This is a genomic window from Gloeotrichia echinulata CP02, from assembly GCA_038087035.1.
In the GTDB taxonomy this organism is placed as follows: Bacteria; Cyanobacteriota; Cyanobacteriia; order Cyanobacteriales; family Nostocaceae; genus Gloeotrichia; species Gloeotrichia echinulata.
Genome location: CP051187.1, coordinates 5,008,774 through 5,023,623, shown reverse-complemented (window position 1 = coordinate 5,023,623; position 14,850 = coordinate 5,008,774). Strand labels below are relative to the sequence as shown.

Sequence of the window (14,850 nt, the reverse complement as noted above, 5' to 3'; positions counted from 1 at the left end):
ACAATTCTCAGCACTACTGAATTGTGGCGTGCCCCGAAAGTAAAAAGCAAAAAGTAAAAAGTAAAAAGTCATTCTTTTAACTTTTTACTTTTCATTTTTTACTTTGATCTGAGATATCTTTTATGGAAAGTATCATTCACAATTACTCTCGACTTAATTACCATTCACCTAACTACAAAAAGTCTAGTTTATTCGATATTTTCCATCCTTTGCTAGATATTAGTCATTAGTCATTAGTCATTGGTCATTGGTCATTGGTTATGCAAAGGACAAGTAACAAATGACAAATGACAAAGAACAACTTTCAGCAAGAGAAGAGAAATGAAAATCACCCAAGGTAAAATCAACGAGCTGCTTAGTGAGCCAGGATGCGAACATAATCAGCACAAACAAGGGGAAAAGAAAAATAAATCTTGTACCCAACAAGCACAACCAGGCGCGGCTCAAGGGGGTTGTGCTTTTGATGGTGCTATGATTGCCCTCGTGCCGATTACTGATGCGGCTCATTTAGTCCACGGACCGATCGCCTGTGCAGGTAACTCCTGGGGTAGTCGTGGGAGTTTATCTTCAGGCCCCCAACTCTACAAAATGGGTTTTACCACTGATTTGGGTGAAAATGATGTCATCTTCGGTGGCGAAAAGAAGCTCTATCAAGCGATTCTAGAACTAAATAAACGCTACAATCCGGCGGCGGTATTTGTCTACGCTACCTGCGTAACTGCGCTAATTGGCGATGATATTGATGCTGTTTGTAAAGCGGCTGCTGATAAAATTGGTACGCCAGTTATCCCCGTGATTGCTCCGGGGTTTATTGGTAGTAAAAATTTGGGGAACCGTTTTGGCGGTGAAGCTTTGCTGGAATATGTAATCGGTAAAGCAGAACCGGAATACACGACGCCCTATGATATAAATCTAATCGGTGAGTACAACATCGCTGGGGAAATGTGGGGAGTCACACCCCTGTTAGAAAAATTAGGCATTCGTGTCTTATCTAAAATTACAGGCGATGCTCGTTACCAAGAAATTACTTACGCCCACCGCGCCAAGCTCAATGTGATGATCTGCTCACGAGCTTTGTTGAATATGGCGAGAAAAATGGAGGAGCTTTACAGCATTCCCTACATTGAAGAGTCATTCTATGGTATTGATGACATGAACCGCTGTCTGCGAAACATTGCAGCTAAATTGGGTGATCCTGATTTGCAACAACGGACAGAAAAGCTGATTGCTGAAGAAACAGCGGCTTTGGATTTGGCCTTGGCTCCCTATCGCGCCCGCCTCAAAGGTAAGCGAGTTGTACTTTATACCGGAGGCGTCAAGAGTTGGTCAATTATTTCCGCAGCTAAGGACTTAGGAATTGAAGTTGTTGCTACCAGCACCCGCAAAAGTACAGAAGAGGATAAAGCGCGTATTAAGAAGTTGCTCGGCAACGACGGTATCATGCTAGAAAAGGGCAATGCCAAAGACTTATTGCAACTGGTTCAGGATACGAAAGCCGATATGTTGATTGCAGGTGGTCGCAATCAATACACCGCCCTGAAAGCGCGAATTCCCTTCCTCGACATCAACCAAGAACGCCACCATCCCTATGCGGGTTATATCGGCATGGTAGAAATGGCTAGAGAACTGTATGAAGCCCTGTATAGCCCAATTTGGGAGCAAATACGCAAGCCCGCACCTTGGGATCAGGAGGTAGTTTAATGGCGATCGTCACCGTTCCTAACAAAGCACTTACAGTTAATCCCCTCAAGCAAAGCCAAGCTTTAGGTGCATCCCTAGCCTTTTTGGGATTAAAGGGGACAATACCTCTGTTTCATGGCTCCCAAGGCTGTACTGCTTTTGCCAAAGTCGTCTTGGTGCGACATTTCCGTGAGGCGATTCCCTTGGCTACAACAGCCATGACCGAAGTCACTACCATTTTAGGTGGTGAAGATAATGTAGAACAGGCCATTCTCACCCTAGTAGAGAAGTCCCAACCAGAAATTATTGGTCTATGTACCACTGGGTTGACGGAAACTAGAGGGGATGACATGCAGGGAATTCTCAAAGAGATTCGCAAACGTCATCCAGAACTGTCTCATCTGGCGATCGTCTTTGCTCCCACTCCCGATTTTAAGGGTGCTTTGCAGGATGGCTTTGCAGCTGCTGTAGAAAGTATCGTTAAAGAATTGCCAAAAGCAGGTGCCATCAAAACTGAGCAAGTAACGATTTTGGCAGGTTCGAGTTTAACCCCAGGGGATGTACAAGAAATTAAGGAGATGGTAACAGCCTTTGGCTTAATACCTATAGTCGTACCTGACGTGAGCGCTTCATTAGATGGTCATTTAGAAGACTCCTATAGTGCCATTACAGCTAGTGGTACCACTCTCAAAGAACTACGAGAGATCGGCTGTTCTGCCTTCACTCTCGCCCTGGGTGAGAGTATGCGGGGTGCAGCAAAAATCCTGGAAGAACGGTTTAATACCCCCTTCGAGGTGTTTGGTGAATTGACAGGATTAGAACCTGTAGATGAGTTTCTGCAAGCCTTGGCGATTCTCAGTAGCAATAGTGTACCGGAAAAATACCGCCGTCAACGTCGCCAGTTGCAAGATGCAATGTTAGACACTCACTTTTACTTTGGTGCAAAGCGAGTATCTTTAGCATTAGAACCAGATTTATTGTGGTCAACAGTGCATTTCCTGCATTCAATGGGCGCTCAGGTTCATGCTGCAGTCACCACAACGCGATCGCCTCTCCTAGAAAAACTCCCCATTAAGAGTGTAACCATCGGTGATTTGCAAGACCTTGAAGAACTAGCTGTTGGGTCTGATTTACTGATTGGTAACTCTAATTTAACAGGCATTTCCAAACGGCTTTCCATTCCTCTCTATCGTCTGGGTCTGCCCATTTATGACCGCTTGGGTAATGGTCAATTTACCAAAGTAGGTTATCGCGGCACAATGGAACTTTTGTTTGGCATTGGCAACCTATTTTTAGAAGCAGAAGAAGAAAGAGTTAAACGCTTTCATGGTGATTGGTAATCGTCAAGGGTCAAGGGTCAAAGGTCAAGAGTTATCAATATTGACTATGAAATCTTGACTATGGACTCTTGACTCTTGACAAATGACAAATGACAAAGGACAAACTAGGATGAAAATTGCCTTCACGACAAGTGACCGGATTCATGTTAATGCTCACTTCGGATGGGCAAGAGAAATTGATGTTTATGAAATTTCAGATGAGGGATATTCATTCCTGGAAACTCTGAAATTTGAGGGAGACCTCAAAGAAGATGGTAACGAGGATAAAATTACACCCAAACTTGATGCATTAGTTGACTGCACAATTGTTTATGTTTTAGCAATTGGTGGTAGTGCTGCTGCTCGGTTAATCAAAAAAGGTGTCACTCCTGTTAAAGCAAAATCCGAAGAAGAAGAAATTGCTGATGTCCTAAATAAGTTAGTGCAAACTCTCAAAGGTAATCCTCCCCCTTGGCTGCGGAAAGCCTTACAGCAAAAAACCACAAACTTTGAAGATGAAATAGAAAATGAAGCAAAAGTATGAGCGCAGATAATAGTGTAAATGGAACCAGCAGCACAGCAGTAACCTCGCCTTTTCTCAAGGCAATAGTGCAACAAATCCGGGGTCAAGATAGCTATGGAGTTTACCGGAATTGGGCAGATGAATTAATTCTTAAGCCATATGTTGTCACCAAACAAAAGAAACGCGAAATTTCTCTAGAAGGTGAGGTAGATCCGATTACAAAATCACGGATTATGGCATTTTATCGGGCTGTAGCCGCCCGCATTGAACAGGAAACAGGTCTGATATCCCAAGTTGTAGTTGATTTGAGCCATGAAGGATTTGGCTGGGCTTTAGTGTTTTCTGGTCGGCTATTATTAGCTGTGAGAACTTTGCGGGATGCTCATCGGTTTGGTTTTGAATCCCTAGAAAAAGTTGCAGAAGAGGGAGAAGCTTTAGTACAAAAAGGCATTGATTTGGCGAAGCGCTTTCCTGAAGTAGGCAAACTTTAATTAATCATTAATCATTGAGCATGGGGCATGGGGCATTGGGCATTGGGCATTGGTCATTGGTCATTGGTCATTGGTCATTAGTCATTGGTCATTGGTCATTGGTCATTGGTCATTGGTCAAGGGTTATTGGTCATTGGTCATTGGTCATTGGTCAAGGGTTATTGGTCAAGGGTTATTGGTCATTGATCAAGGGTTATTGGTCATTAGTAAAGGACAAATAACAAATGACAAATGACAAATGACAAATGACAAAGGACAAAGGACAAATGACAAAGGACAAAGGACAAAGTAAAAATGACAATTGAGGAGCTAAAAGGTAAGATTAGACGCCTCAATAGTAAGGCAGGTCAAATGAAAATGGATCTGCATGATTTAGCAGAAGGGCTACCAACAGATTTCGAGAAACTTAAGGATGTTGCGGCTGAGACTTATGAGATCTATCGTCAGTTAGATGAACTTAAGAAACAGCTAAAAAAATTGGAGAATTGCGAATGACCGGAACTATTGAAGAATTCAAGCACCTTGTAGATGCAGAAGAATTTTTTAAATTTTTTGACCTGCCCTACGACCAAAAATTTGTCAATGTAAATCGTCTACATATTCTCAAGAAATTTTCTCAATACATCAGCGAAGTTGATGAAAATTCTGCTGGGTTAAGTTCGGAAGAACGGCTAAATAAATATGCTGAAGCTTTGCAAAAAGCCTATGAAGTATTTATGGAATCAACACCCCATGAACAAAAACTGTTCAAGGTGTTTAATGACAAGCCGAAAAATGTAGTCAAGCTGACAGAAATCACTTCTGATTAGGAGGTAAAAAGTGGTAAACCTGACGCCTACCGAATTAGAACGCTATCGTCGCCAAATGATGCTCCCAAATTTTGGCGAAGTAGCACAAAAGCGCCTGAAGTCAGCGACGGTTTTGGTTACAGGTGTGGGGGGATTAGGCGGTACGGCGGCGCTTTACCTAGCAGTAGCGGGCGTTGGGCGACTAATCTTGGTTCGGGGTGGTGACTTGCGGCTAGATGATATGAATCGTCAAATTTTGATGACGGACGATTGGGTAGGTCAGCCAAGGGTATTCAAAGCTAAAGAAACTTTGGACGCGATTAATCCTGATGTCCAAGTGGAAGCAGTTCATGATTACATCACCCCGGAAAATGTCGATTCGTTGGTACAGTCCGCTGATATGGCTCTTGATTGCGCCCACAATTTTACAGAGCGCAATTTGTTAAACGAGGCTTGTGTGCGCTGGCGTAAGCCTATGGTGGAAGCCGCTATGGACGGGATGGAGGCTTACCTGACGACGATTATTCCTGGTGTGACTCCTTGTTTGTCCTGTCTGTTTCCCGAAAAGCCTGATTGGGATCGACGCGCCTTTTCTGTATTGGGTGCGGTTTCTGGGACGCTGGCTTGTCTGACGGCGCTGGAGGCGATTAAGCTGATTACCGGCTTTAGTCAACCTTTATTGTCGCAACTGTTAACGATTGATTTGGGTCGGATGGAGTTTGCTAAACGCCGTTCTTACCGCGATCGCTCTTGTCCCGTATGTGGTAACACTGCGCCCTGGAGATACTCCCAAGCCAATTCTCTGGAAACCACCAGTAATTGCACAACATAAAGTAGCTTACTGCCAAGTTGCACATCGTTTCGTGAAGATAGTCAAAAGTCAAAAGTCCATAGTTTATAGTTCGTTTTTGGACTCTTGACTATGCATATCTCTGAAAACTCCCACCTGAAATCAAAACAAATAATCGCTACAAATCAGGAGACGTGATGACTGTTACTTTGACAGAAAAAGCTGAATTTCGTCTACGGGGATTCTTACGAGCTTCTGCTCCCGACGAAAATGGCGTAACTAAAGGTGTTCGCATCTCTGTAAAAGATGGTGGTTGTAGTGGCTATGAATATGGAATTGATATTACTAGCAACCCGCAACCAGACGATTTAGTAATCGAGCAAGGTAAGGTGCTGGTTTACGTCGATGCTAAAAGTGCGCCGTTATTAGAAGGGGTTGTGATCGATTTTGTTGATGGGGTGCTTGAAAGTGGCTTTAAATTTACTAACCCCAATGCATCTGATACCTGTGGTTGTGGTAAGTCCTTTAAAGCAGGTGACTGCACACCTACTGGTGTACCTTGTAGCTAAGACTATTTGCAACTGGGGAAGACATAAGTGTGGAGGTCTTCAACAGTTCTGTTAGCAGCAAGTTTGATTATAGAAGCGAACCGTAGACGCACTCCGCGAACTTTCTCGAAGTCAATCAAAAAGATTCCATAACTTCGGGAATTAAACCTACTTGTATAACAATTGAGGAGAATCGGAAAAATGGCTACATACCAAGTTAGATTAATCAACAAAAAGGAAGACCTCGACACCACAATTGAAGTGGATGAAGATACCACCATCCTAGATGCAGCGGAAGAAGAAGGTATTGAATTACCTTACTCTTGTCACGCTGGTTCTTGCTCTAGTTGTGTTGGTAAGGTAGTTGAAGGTGAAGTCAATCAAGATGACCAAAACTTCTTGGATGATGATCAAATTTCTAAAGGTTTCGCTTTACTTTGTGTTACCTATCCACGCTCCAATTGCACAATTAAGACACATCAAGAAGCATACCTGGTTTAAGGTTATTTTGTAGCTTTAACTAGGATGAAGAATGAAAATTTCTTCATCCTAGCTTTTAGCAAGCTGCTTGACAGATATCTATACAATTTATTTCGTATACTTTCAATGTTTACCCCCTTTAGCGTTACTGGTTGCTCATTAGAATTACTCAGAATAGGAGAGCAAGCTATTGTTACTTTCTGTAAAGTTCAGGATGAAACAATCAGGAAAAAACTGATTGCTATTGGGGTAACTATAGGAACTACTATCACTCTAGAACAGTGCTTTCCCTCTTTAATCGTGAAAGTCGGGAATACATCTTCTACAATAGATCGAGCAACCGCTAAGGCGATTTACGTTCGGATTATTAATAATTGATAGTATATATAAGTCAATACAGTTCAGTTAGGCTCGAATGATATACACTGTAGGGAACATCCAAAATTTTTTGTTCTAATGACAATTTTATTCGTGCCGTGCCCCTACGACAATTTTCCTTAACTGAACTGTATTGATATATAAGTAAGTCGGCTATTGAACCTTACTGGCTTTGGTCGTCATTTATCATTTGTCATTGGTAAGCATTTGGGACATACAGCAATTTTTATTTCTTTGAACCACATATCCTTGTATGGGCGCAAGGCCTTGCGCCCCAAAAGCGTGGTATATTTACCTGAAAATCATTGTAATATCTGTACCTCATTTACCTGCAATCTGCTGTATTTATATGTAGTAATATAGTTTTATTTTTTCGCGCCGACTTACTTAACAGGACTTACACAGGTGTCACACTCAACATATCTTGTAGGGTGTGTCATATTTGAGTTGTTCGTAATTTTCAACAGATTTTTGGACTCTGATTCAGACTACCATATAAGTCATGGATACCTTAAATTGCAAGAATAAACTGTAATTTTCATGACTTTTTCAGAGTTTTTTAAGCCTTTTAACCCAGAAATATATGGGGATCTTTATAAATCATTCATAATTTAAATTTATCAGAGTGATAATATATAAGTAAGCTAAATTGTTGCTGGTAAACCAAACTTCAACAAAAAGCGATTACAAACTTATCTAAGACATTCCTATCTTAATCCTGGTTCAACTTATAAATTGAGTAGAAAGTTAGATATCTTCTACAGAATATGCGGGTAAATGCGTAAGTCTCGTCACACAAAAAACCAGGTTTATTAAGGTGTGAAATATGTCCAATATTTTCTCATAGAGTGTCTAATTTCCGTAATAGCTTTTGATGAGATGCATCTATTTTATCAGATTTTGAATTCAATTTGATTCAGATGCATCTACTCAATGCAGTTTGGGAACAATTGCAGCAGTTTAGTAGAAATTCTCTTACTTGCAAAACAAATTTAAGGAGCAAGAGTTATGAAAGCTAAACAAATTATGACTCAAGATGTTGCTACTATTCGCGGTTCCGCTACTATAGCAGAAGCAGTCAAACTCTTGAAACTAAAAGAATTACGAGCATTAATTGTAGAACCTCGTAACAGTGGCGATGCTTACGGTATCGTCAGCGAAATGGATATTGTATCCAAAGTTGTTGCTTATGGACAAGATCCCGAAAAAGTACACGTTTATGAAATCATGACAAAACCCTGCATTGTTGTCAATCCTGACCTCGATGTGGAATATGTGGCGCGGTTATTCGCTAATACAGGTGTATGGCGTGCGCCTGTGATTCAAGGTGAATTATTGGGCATTATTTCTGTCACAGATATTATCACTAAGGGGGACTTTGTTGAAAAACCAAAACTAAAATTCTTGCATAAGGAATTGCAAAAGGCTATCTCTAATGCTCGTTCAACTGCTACTAATTATGGTGTAGATTCCAAAAGAACGATTGAAGCTTGGGATATAGTCGATGAACTGGAAGCTGAAGCTGGTTATTATGGGTCGCCAAAACCAGAAAAAACAGCCAGACAGCTATTCGCTGAAGGACGAGATTATGTGGCTATTGGTTAATAAGTTTGTTGGCTAATCTGTCTGGATAGAACACCAATTTACTATTCCAAAATGTTCCTAAACAGTTGCTTTTTTTACTTTCTAATACTGTCTTATTAGAAGATACAAACTGCAAAACTTGGTTTTCTGGAATGGCATAAATTTAGGTATTGAAGTTATTTCAAGTTTAGGAAATTGGCGTTCTTTTTCTATCTGCAATACTTGGTGAGTCTGGTGTCGTGACTGTTAACTGTTAATTTGAGCTAATCTGAGCAGTTAATAGTCACTATGAATTTTTACTCCTCTCATGGTGTCTATAGCTTTTTGAAAATGGTGGGTATTACCCACCATTACCTTTGTCAAATTTCTTGGTAAATTCCCAAAAATAACAGTTGATCGTTGACGTTTGACTGTTAATCTAAGCTCGTTGATACAGTGCAATAACTATTAGTTTTCACTACACTAGGAATGTTTTATGACTTTAAGCAATAGCCAAGATTTAAGTGCAACAACAAGAGAATGGTTTTTAGCTAAAGGCTACAATGCTAACGATTTAAATCAACGTGGCGAAAACGGCGATACAGCATTAATGAAGGCTACCAGAGAAGGTGTCTATGCTGTGGTCAAAGAACTGATTGATCTGGGTGCGGATATAAATATCAGAAACAATGATAGTAATAACGCTTTGTGGTTTGCTTGTTTTGGCAACCACTACGATTTAATTAACTTACTACTGACTGCTAATATCAACATTGATAACCAGAATGATAATGGTGCAACTGTTTTGATGTATGCCGCTTCAGCGGGCAAGATAGAAGTAGTTAATTTGTTGTTACAGTACCATCCTAACATAAATTTAAAAAATTTAGATGATTATAAGGCGATAGATTTTGCTAGCAATAGAGAAGTTTTAAGGATACTCAAAAATGCCACAAAGCAACAGGACAGGAAAAGTTTATCATGATGCTACCAAGCATTCCTACTTATCGGTACAACTTGATCCTAACTATGTAGCTGCTGCAACACAACCGTCTTCATTTAAAATTTATCCAAAATTTTATAGAAGACTGAAATTAAATGTCAATAATCCAATTCATGCTTTTATTAGCTTAACTAGTGCGATAACTCTCGAAAAGCTGTATAAAGATGGTTCGCAAAAATTGCGCGTAAATCCATCTGCAGGCGCTCTGTATCCTACAGAGCTTTACGTACAGATTCGCGGTATCGAAGGCATAGTCAATGGCTTATATCATCTAGAAGTTGAGAATAATTGTCTAACACTTATATATGAATTAATTGATGATGGTTTAGAAAGTTATATTATACCAGGTAAAAGTATAAACGGATTCATTTTTTTAATTAGTTGTGTTTATTATAGGTCTAGCTGGAAATACAAAGACAGGAGCATGAGATATTGCTGGTTAGATAGCGGGCACCATTTAGGTGCTATCGCTGCATCAGCTTATATTTACGACAAAGATGTACAATTAATTTTTGACTTTGATAAACTCTCTCTTAATGCAGATTTAGGATTTGAGAATAAAGAGTTTATTACTGCTTGTGCGATTTCTGGAGAGGTGCGAGAGCAAAAAATTAGGCGCTTGAGGCTGAAAGTTCCTTTTGTTTGTGGTACTGATTATTTTGAAGCAAATCAATTTATTGAAGATGGATATCAAATAACAGCTTTGCAGAAGAGTAGTCACCAAAAAGTAGAGCATCCTCATGGGAATTTTGACAAGGAGAAATTTCTGCAAACTGTTTGGAATAGACGTTCAATTAGGCGGTTTCAGAAACAGTCGATTTCTCAAGAAAATTATTTGCGGATCTTACAGCACGTTGAGCAACCGATACCGACAGAGAATTTTGAAGCAATAGAAATTTACTCTGTTGTTCATCGAGTCGAGGGGATGGCTCCTGGATTATATAAGGGAATGCATCTAATTAAGGCGGGCAATTTCAGTGAAAAAACAGGTTACTTATGCGTTAATCAAGCAATTGCTAGAGATGGCGCTGTAACTTTATTTTTTGTGTCCGACTATATAAATTACCAAACTGCTATGCAAATAGCTGGTTTTTTAGGACAAAGAGTTTATCTTGTTAGTAATTTTTGGGGAATTCATTGTAGTGGTATTGGTGCTTATTATGATGATGAAACCCAAGAATTTTTGGAAACTAATCAAGATGTTCTTTATGCAATGGCTATTGGACTATAAGTAGGAAAATCAGGCTATATGGCTAGAAAGAAGAATTACTCCAACCAAGATGACTCACACCCGATACAACTGACCTCAGCAGATATTATCCTGCGTCAGCAACTAGAGTATTCTATTAGTAAATACTTTTACGCAGCGTGCGATCGCCCAATCCAAAACCTCCTGTCTAACTGTCGCTGGTATGTCACAACCCACGCCAATGCGATGACTTTGGTAATTGAATGTCCTGATCAAGTTACAAATTGGCGGATTTTGCAGCAAATGGTGCCAATGGGGACTTTACTTAATACAATGGTCAGCAGCGCTAAAATCCGCGTTTGTCCTCCAGAAATTCAAGGTATCCCCTTTGAAATGAGGGTAGATGAATTATCAGTTTATCGCGATTTGGCTTGAAGGAAGAGTTAGGGGTCAGGAGTTAGGAGTTAGGAGTTAGGAGTGTGGTTAATTCCTCGAAAACTAGATTGGCTGAATGTTGGACAGCAGGACTTAATTCTAATCCAAAACCTAAATTGGCGGCTTCAATTAGGTAAACTGTCACATCTTGGGGAAAATCATCCTGAAAGATTTTTTTCCCAGCGAATAAAGCATTATCCCAACGAAAATCGTGCAAGTTATAACTAGGTTCCGGTAGGGTTTCTAGTTCTTTCCCTGGGACTTTAAATATAGCACCTGGTTGGGAACCTGTGGCACTAGCGTCAACAATTATTAATTTTTGGCTACCCCTAGCTTGAAACATCACTTCCATCCCGCCAGTACCACAGTCATAAACTTGGACATCACGATGAGGATGTGTGGTTAAATATTGCTGTAGGCGTTGGGCAATTATCACGCCTACAGCATCGTCATTGCGGTTAAGATTTCCGCAGCCAATGATGGTTAACATTTGTTGATTGAGTTGTTACAATAAATCTTATACTGAAGAAATATTCTTCGGTTAATCGGAAATTAGATGCCTAGCAACGCGCAATTGAGGGGTTTATATCGAATCAGCTACCAGTTGACATATTTAATGTTTCAGCCAATTCACCTCATTTGCATCGATAGTCGGACTCAGAATCTATACATTTTGGCGGGGGAAAATGAGGAAATCGAGTTTGAAATCACTCTAAACGGGGAGGTGCTTTAATGAGTCAAATTGATTATGCGGCTATGTCTGACCAACAGTTGAGAGAGTATTTCCTTGAGCATCGGGAAGATAAAGCTGCACTTCAAGCTTATTTAGAACGGCGTCGAGAACGTTCACTCGAAGTTATTACGACAGTGGATGATCCTGACTTTGATATCAAGATTCAAGCAGCTATTCGCCAGCAGATAAGTAAACATCAAAGTTAAGTGATCTCAGAGTAAGTAGGTCGGCGCAAATAAACATTACTGGCTTTGGTTGTCATTTGTCATTGGTTATTGGTCATTGGTAAGGATTTTAGGCATATTTACGTTTCATAATATAGTTTGGTGCAATTACCGACTTACTTAGACAAAATCCATGCCCAGAAAAATTCGGGAGTTCAAAGCTCAGATTACACGTGAAGGATTTGTTTATCTACCCAAGCGCGGTAAAGGTAGCCATGAGCGATGGCGACACCCTATCCTCCAAAAAACACTGACAATTTCAGGTAAAAATGGAGATGATGTACCACTTTACCTAGAAAAACAGTTAGAAAAGTTATTAGCTGAACTGGAAGAGTTAAGGGAGGATGAAAACTTATGAGTCAATATAGCATGATTGTTCAATGGTCTGATGAAGATCAGCTTTTTTTAGTCACAATTCCAGAGTTTGCAGACCGCGTGATTATGCCTTGTACTCACGGTAAAACTCGTGAGGAAGCAATTCGCAATGGCGAAGAAGTGATTGAAATGTACGTAGAAGCTTGGCAAGCAGAAGGTGAATCTATCCCAGAACCAAGTACACTTCAAATTGTCTGACTAAATATCAAATTTTCCTCTCTTATCCACGGTAGTAAGCACTTAATTACTTACTACGTGGCTATCAACTGTAAACTAAAACTTTATGCCATATTTTTCAGCAATTTGAGATAATTTCTCATACTGCTGTTGTGATGCTTGAGTTAATATCGCCTCTGCTTGCTCTGGACTTTTACCGTCTGGAGGCGTTAAATACTTGACATAAAGTGAGACAAAATCAACGGCGATCGCCAACCCAGATAAAGCGTGTTTATCAGCTTCATGTCCAGCCATTACTGCTACTAGTCCAGCTTTAATCGGGTCTGGTTTCACTTTCATAAATTGGTCAATTAATTTGGGAATATATTCTCCTGGTGGTAAGTTATTTAACTTTCTTGTATCGGGAGTCAATTTATATCCTGCTGCTTTTGCCTGCTCTAAAATACACCATTCTGTGAACTCTTGCAGTGCTATTTCGGGAAGGAGAGGAAGATATTTGTGTAGTTCTAAATCAGGCACAAGCTTACCTTAGAAATTAATGTTTAGTGAAGTGCATTAAAGCCAGACTAGCGCATCGTTTCTATAATTTTTGGTGTGTTAAGTTACGAATTTTGCATAAATAATTGAAATATTAAATTTTCCAAATAAAAATTCCCAACCGCAAACTTTTAAGCCCCCACCCCTAACCCCTCTACCACGAGATAGAGGGGAAATGCTAAGTTTTTCATCGGTTTTGGTGTACGCAGTTAATGATGCCTACTTAAGTGTTATGTTTCTGTATAGACATGGGTATAATATACAATAGGTATAGAAATACTATTTGTTTATGAAACCTGTTTCAAGTAAAGGTCAATTAATCTCATGGAAAGATGATCGGGGGTTTGGTTTCATACAACCCAGCGATGGTGGTCAACAAGTTTTTATTCACATAACTGGATTTAAAGACGTTAACTTTCGTCCCCAAGTTGGTGATTTCATTTATTATCAAGTCACAAATGATAAAAACGGCAAGGTACGTGCCTATAATGCTTTGATTGAAGGCGTTATCTCAAAACATACACCTGATTTTTCATCTGCTACTATATCCAAAAGCTTGAGAGCGAAATCTGTAGTCATATCTCCATCATTAGTATTAAAAACTTTTCTACTATCTCTATTACCTGGGTATGGTTCCATCCATCTTGCACTAAGAAGTGGTAATCTAATTCCTCTTATCCTTTATCCGGTCATGAGTTTACTGACTTTTGCACTCTACGCTGATGATAAATCTCGTGCCAAACAAGGAAAATGGAGAGTACCAGAGAATAATTTGCATTTATGCGAATTAATGGGTGGTTGGTTAGGTGGGTTTGTTGCCCAACAACAACTACGTCACAAAAGCAGCAAAACTTCTTATCAAGTTGTGTTTTGGGTCATAGCAATTCTTCATATTTGGTTTTGGTTTGATTGGCTATTTTTGGATAGATACTTCATAAATATGTTGATGAATCCGATAATCAATTATGTAAAATGGTAATTTATCATGCCTTTAGAGGCGCAGCCTCCCAGCCTGAGAACTAGTCAAATATAATTTTAGGGATTTAATCCAGCACGTTGAAAAATGGCGTTAGGGGTTATTTCTAATTCGGGTAGCAATTCATCAGTAATTACTTGATTACCTCGATAAGTAATAGGCAAAGAAGATGGCGCAAATACAGTTATAGTTTTAGCTTTTGTATCAACTACCCAAACACGAGAAACACCAGCTTTTAGATAATCTGTGGCTTTTTGGGTCATTTCCCCGAAAGTTTGCCCAGGTGAGATAATTTCAATAACTAATTCCGGTGCAATGGGACAAGCCTCATCTTCTAACCAATCAGCAGCAAGACGGTTATAAGAAACATATGTTAAATCAGGTACGGGTATCCAATCTTCATTTTCCAGTTGTAATTTAACAGCCCATTCAACTTCTAAACGACCTTGATTATGAAAGCATTGGTCTAGAAGAATCACTAAAGTTTTTTGAACCCTAGAATGAAAAAATTTAGGAGACATTTCATCATTTTTATATTTGGGAACAGCTTCACCGTTAACAAATTCGTATGTAACATCACCTTCGGAAAGGGCGAGAAATTCCTCCAAGGTTAGGCGTTTAATATAAGACTGAATCATAGG

General features: G+C 39.8%; 22 protein-coding genes. 19 read left to right on the top strand and 3 right to left on the bottom strand.

The annotated features are described in order from the left end of the window. Positions 1-321 precede the first annotated feature (321 nt). The 15 genes from nifE to HEQ19_22055 all read left to right on the top strand — a co-directional run bounded on the left by nifE (position 322) and on the right by HEQ19_22055 (position 11,187). Complete coding sequence (gene nifE / locus HEQ19_22125; GenBank protein ID WYM01804.1) at positions 322-1,701, top strand: nitrogenase iron-molybdenum cofactor biosynthesis protein NifE; 1,380 nt, start codon at positions 322-324, stop codon at positions 1,699-1,701. Next, complete coding sequence (gene nifN, locus HEQ19_22120) at positions 1,701-3,020, top strand: nitrogenase iron-molybdenum cofactor biosynthesis protein NifN (GenBank protein ID WYM01803.1); 1,320 nt, start codon at positions 1,701-1,703, stop codon at positions 3,018-3,020. The genes nifE and nifN overlap by 1 nt, the downstream gene beginning before the upstream one ends. 109 nt (positions 3,021-3,129) lie before the next feature. Then, entirely contained in the window at positions 3,130-3,543 is a 414-nt protein-coding gene (nifX, locus tag HEQ19_22115) for a nitrogen fixation protein NifX (protein ID WYM01802.1), read from the top strand. Beyond that, on the top strand, positions 3,540-4,013 hold the full coding sequence (locus HEQ19_22110) for a NifX-associated nitrogen fixation protein (protein ID WYM01801.1): 474 nt from the start codon (positions 3,540-3,542) through the stop codon (positions 4,011-4,013). Before nifX ends, HEQ19_22110 begins: the two co-directional genes overlap by 4 nt. A 20-nt stretch (positions 4,014-4,033) precedes the next feature. Next, on the top strand, positions 4,034-4,234 hold the full coding sequence (locus HEQ19_22105; protein ID WYM01800.1) for a hypothetical protein: 201 nt from the start codon (positions 4,034-4,036) through the stop codon (positions 4,232-4,234). A 73-nt stretch (positions 4,235-4,307) separates the two neighbouring features. Next, on the top strand, positions 4,308-4,508 hold the full coding sequence (locus HEQ19_22100; protein ID WYM01799.1) for a CCE_0567 family metalloprotein: 201 nt from the start codon (positions 4,308-4,310) through the stop codon (positions 4,506-4,508). Continuing rightward, a complete protein-coding gene (gene nifW / locus HEQ19_22095) occupies positions 4,505-4,822 on the top strand; it encodes a nitrogenase-stabilizing/protective protein NifW (GenBank protein WYM01798.1) in 318 nt (105 codons plus the stop codon). Before HEQ19_22100 ends, nifW begins: the two co-directional genes overlap by 4 nt. A 10-nt stretch (positions 4,823-4,832) precedes the next feature. Continuing rightward, on the top strand, positions 4,833-5,633 hold the full coding sequence (locus HEQ19_22090) for a HesA/MoeB/ThiF family protein (GenBank protein WYM01797.1): 801 nt from the start codon (positions 4,833-4,835) through the stop codon (positions 5,631-5,633). 155 nt (positions 5,634-5,788) lie between these two features. Beyond that, a complete protein-coding gene (locus HEQ19_22085; protein WYM01796.1) occupies positions 5,789-6,160 on the top strand; it encodes an iron-sulfur cluster assembly accessory protein in 372 nt (123 codons plus the stop codon). 180 nt (positions 6,161-6,340) lie between these two features. Beyond that, positions 6,341-6,640, top strand: a complete 300-nt coding sequence (locus HEQ19_22080) for a 2Fe-2S iron-sulfur cluster-binding protein (GenBank protein WYM01795.1) — start codon at positions 6,341-6,343, stop codon at positions 6,638-6,640. Between the two features lie 24 nt (positions 6,641-6,664). Further along, positions 6,665-6,997: a FeoA family protein gene (locus HEQ19_22075; GenBank protein ID WYM03545.2), complete on the top strand. Its 333-nt coding sequence runs from the start codon at positions 6,665-6,667 to the stop codon at positions 6,995-6,997. Between the two features lie 1,008 nt (positions 6,998-8,005). Further along, on the top strand, positions 8,006-8,602 hold the full coding sequence (locus HEQ19_22070) for a CBS domain-containing protein (GenBank protein WYM01794.1): 597 nt from the start codon (positions 8,006-8,008) through the stop codon (positions 8,600-8,602). Between the two features lie 454 nt (positions 8,603-9,056). Then, on the top strand, positions 9,057-9,545 hold the full coding sequence (locus tag HEQ19_22065; protein ID WYM01793.1) for an ankyrin repeat domain-containing protein: 489 nt from the start codon (positions 9,057-9,059) through the stop codon (positions 9,543-9,545). Further along, on the top strand, positions 9,508-10,794 hold the full coding sequence (locus HEQ19_22060; protein WYM01792.1) for a nitroreductase family protein: 1,287 nt from the start codon (positions 9,508-9,510) through the stop codon (positions 10,792-10,794). Before HEQ19_22065 ends, HEQ19_22060 begins: the two co-directional genes overlap by 38 nt. An 18-nt stretch (positions 10,795-10,812) precedes the next feature. Continuing rightward, entirely contained in the window at positions 10,813-11,187 is a 375-nt protein-coding gene (locus HEQ19_22055; protein WYM01791.1) for a hypothetical protein, read from the top strand. 22 nt (positions 11,188-11,209) lie between these two features. Here the strand turns inward: HEQ19_22055 and HEQ19_22050 are convergent, their stop codons facing one another. Continuing rightward, the gene (locus HEQ19_22050; GenBank protein ID WYM01790.1) at positions 11,210-11,677 is read right to left on the bottom strand and encodes a hydrogenase maturation protease; all 468 of its coding nucleotides are present in this window, start codon (positions 11,675-11,677) and stop codon (positions 11,210-11,212) included. A gap of 242 nt (positions 11,678-11,919) precedes the next feature. Between HEQ19_22050 and HEQ19_22045 the strand changes: the two genes are divergently transcribed. The 3 genes from HEQ19_22045 (at position 11,920) to HEQ19_22035 (ending at position 12,717) form a co-directional block, all read left to right on the top strand. Continuing rightward, complete coding sequence (locus HEQ19_22045; protein WYM01789.1) at positions 11,920-12,126, top strand: hypothetical protein; 207 nt, start codon at positions 11,920-11,922, stop codon at positions 12,124-12,126. A gap of 151 nt (positions 12,127-12,277) precedes the next feature. Next, the gene (locus HEQ19_22040) at positions 12,278-12,502 is read left to right on the top strand and encodes a type II toxin-antitoxin system HicA family toxin (protein ID WYM01788.1); all 225 of its coding nucleotides are present in this window, start codon (positions 12,278-12,280) and stop codon (positions 12,500-12,502) included. Next, the gene (locus HEQ19_22035) at positions 12,499-12,717 is read left to right on the top strand and encodes a type II toxin-antitoxin system HicB family antitoxin (GenBank protein ID WYM01787.1); all 219 of its coding nucleotides are present in this window, start codon (positions 12,499-12,501) and stop codon (positions 12,715-12,717) included. The genes HEQ19_22040 and HEQ19_22035 overlap by 4 nt, the downstream gene beginning before the upstream one ends. Before the next feature lie 75 nt (positions 12,718-12,792). Here the strand turns inward: HEQ19_22035 and HEQ19_22030 are convergent, their stop codons facing one another. Next, positions 12,793-13,215: a hypothetical protein gene (locus tag HEQ19_22030; GenBank protein WYM01786.1), complete on the bottom strand. Its 423-nt coding sequence runs from the start codon at positions 13,213-13,215 to the stop codon at positions 12,793-12,795. A gap of 307 nt (positions 13,216-13,522) precedes the next feature. Here HEQ19_22030 and HEQ19_22025 point away from each other — a divergent pair, with 307 nt between their 5' ends. Next, on the top strand, positions 13,523-14,212 hold the full coding sequence (locus tag HEQ19_22025; GenBank protein WYM01785.1) for a cold shock and DUF1294 domain-containing protein: 690 nt from the start codon (positions 13,523-13,525) through the stop codon (positions 14,210-14,212). A 56-nt stretch (positions 14,213-14,268) separates the two neighbouring features. On the opposite strand, the gene HEQ19_22020 is transcribed toward HEQ19_22025, so the two are convergent. Next, positions 14,269-14,847 (bottom strand): Uma2 family endonuclease, encoded by a 579-nt coding sequence (locus tag HEQ19_22020; protein WYM01784.1) that lies wholly within the window; start codon positions 14,845-14,847, stop codon positions 14,269-14,271. Between the last annotated feature and the right edge of the window lie 3 nt (positions 14,848-14,850).

What these genes read in the sequence shown, in the direction of transcription:
- HEQ19_22045 (WYM01789.1), top strand. Translation starts at nt 11,920, where the DNA reads ATGAGTCAAATTGATTATGCGGCTATGTCTGACCAACAGTTGAGAGAG.
- nifN (WYM01803.1), top strand. Translation starts at nt 1,701, where the DNA reads ATGGCGATCGTCACCGTTCCTAACAAAGCACTTACAGTTAATCCCCTC.
- HEQ19_22065 (WYM01793.1), top strand. Translation starts at nt 9,057, where the DNA reads ATGACTTTAAGCAATAGCCAAGATTTAAGTGCAACAACAAGAGAATGG.
- HEQ19_22025 (WYM01785.1), top strand. Translation starts at nt 13,523, where the DNA reads ATGAAACCTGTTTCAAGTAAAGGTCAATTAATCTCATGGAAAGATGAT.
- nifE (WYM01804.1), top strand. Translation starts at nt 322, where the DNA reads ATGAAAATCACCCAAGGTAAAATCAACGAGCTGCTTAGTGAGCCAGGA.
- HEQ19_22040 (WYM01788.1), top strand. Translation starts at nt 12,278, where the DNA reads ATGCCCAGAAAAATTCGGGAGTTCAAAGCTCAGATTACACGTGAAGGA.
- HEQ19_22080 (WYM01795.1), top strand. Translation starts at nt 6,341, where the DNA reads ATGGCTACATACCAAGTTAGATTAATCAACAAAAAGGAAGACCTCGAC.
- nifW (WYM01798.1), top strand. Translation starts at nt 4,505, where the DNA reads ATGACCGGAACTATTGAAGAATTCAAGCACCTTGTAGATGCAGAAGAA.
- HEQ19_22055 (WYM01791.1), top strand. Translation starts at nt 10,813, where the DNA reads ATGGCTAGAAAGAAGAATTACTCCAACCAAGATGACTCACACCCGATA.
- HEQ19_22100 (WYM01799.1), top strand. Translation starts at nt 4,308, where the DNA reads ATGACAATTGAGGAGCTAAAAGGTAAGATTAGACGCCTCAATAGTAAG.
- HEQ19_22060 (WYM01792.1), top strand. Translation starts at nt 9,508, where the DNA reads ATGCCACAAAGCAACAGGACAGGAAAAGTTTATCATGATGCTACCAAG.
- HEQ19_22110 (WYM01801.1), top strand. Translation starts at nt 3,540, where the DNA reads ATGAGCGCAGATAATAGTGTAAATGGAACCAGCAGCACAGCAGTAACC.
- HEQ19_22070 (WYM01794.1), top strand. Translation starts at nt 8,006, where the DNA reads ATGAAAGCTAAACAAATTATGACTCAAGATGTTGCTACTATTCGCGGT.
- nifX (WYM01802.1), top strand. Translation starts at nt 3,130, where the DNA reads ATGAAAATTGCCTTCACGACAAGTGACCGGATTCATGTTAATGCTCAC.
- HEQ19_22105 (WYM01800.1), top strand. Translation starts at nt 4,034, where the DNA reads ATGGGGCATGGGGCATTGGGCATTGGGCATTGGTCATTGGTCATTGGT.
- HEQ19_22050 (WYM01790.1), bottom strand. Translation starts at nt 11,677, where the DNA reads ATGTTAACCATCATTGGCTGCGGAAATCTTAACCGCAATGACGATGCT.
- HEQ19_22075 (WYM03545.2), top strand. Translation starts at nt 6,665, where the DNA reads ATGAAGAATGAAAATTTCTTCATCCTAGCTTTTAGCAAGCTGCTTGAC.
- HEQ19_22085 (WYM01796.1), top strand. Translation starts at nt 5,789, where the DNA reads ATGACTGTTACTTTGACAGAAAAAGCTGAATTTCGTCTACGGGGATTC.
- HEQ19_22020 (WYM01784.1), bottom strand. Translation starts at nt 14,847, where the DNA reads ATGATTCAGTCTTATATTAAACGCCTAACCTTGGAGGAATTTCTCGCC.
- HEQ19_22035 (WYM01787.1), top strand. Translation starts at nt 12,499, where the DNA reads ATGAGTCAATATAGCATGATTGTTCAATGGTCTGATGAAGATCAGCTT.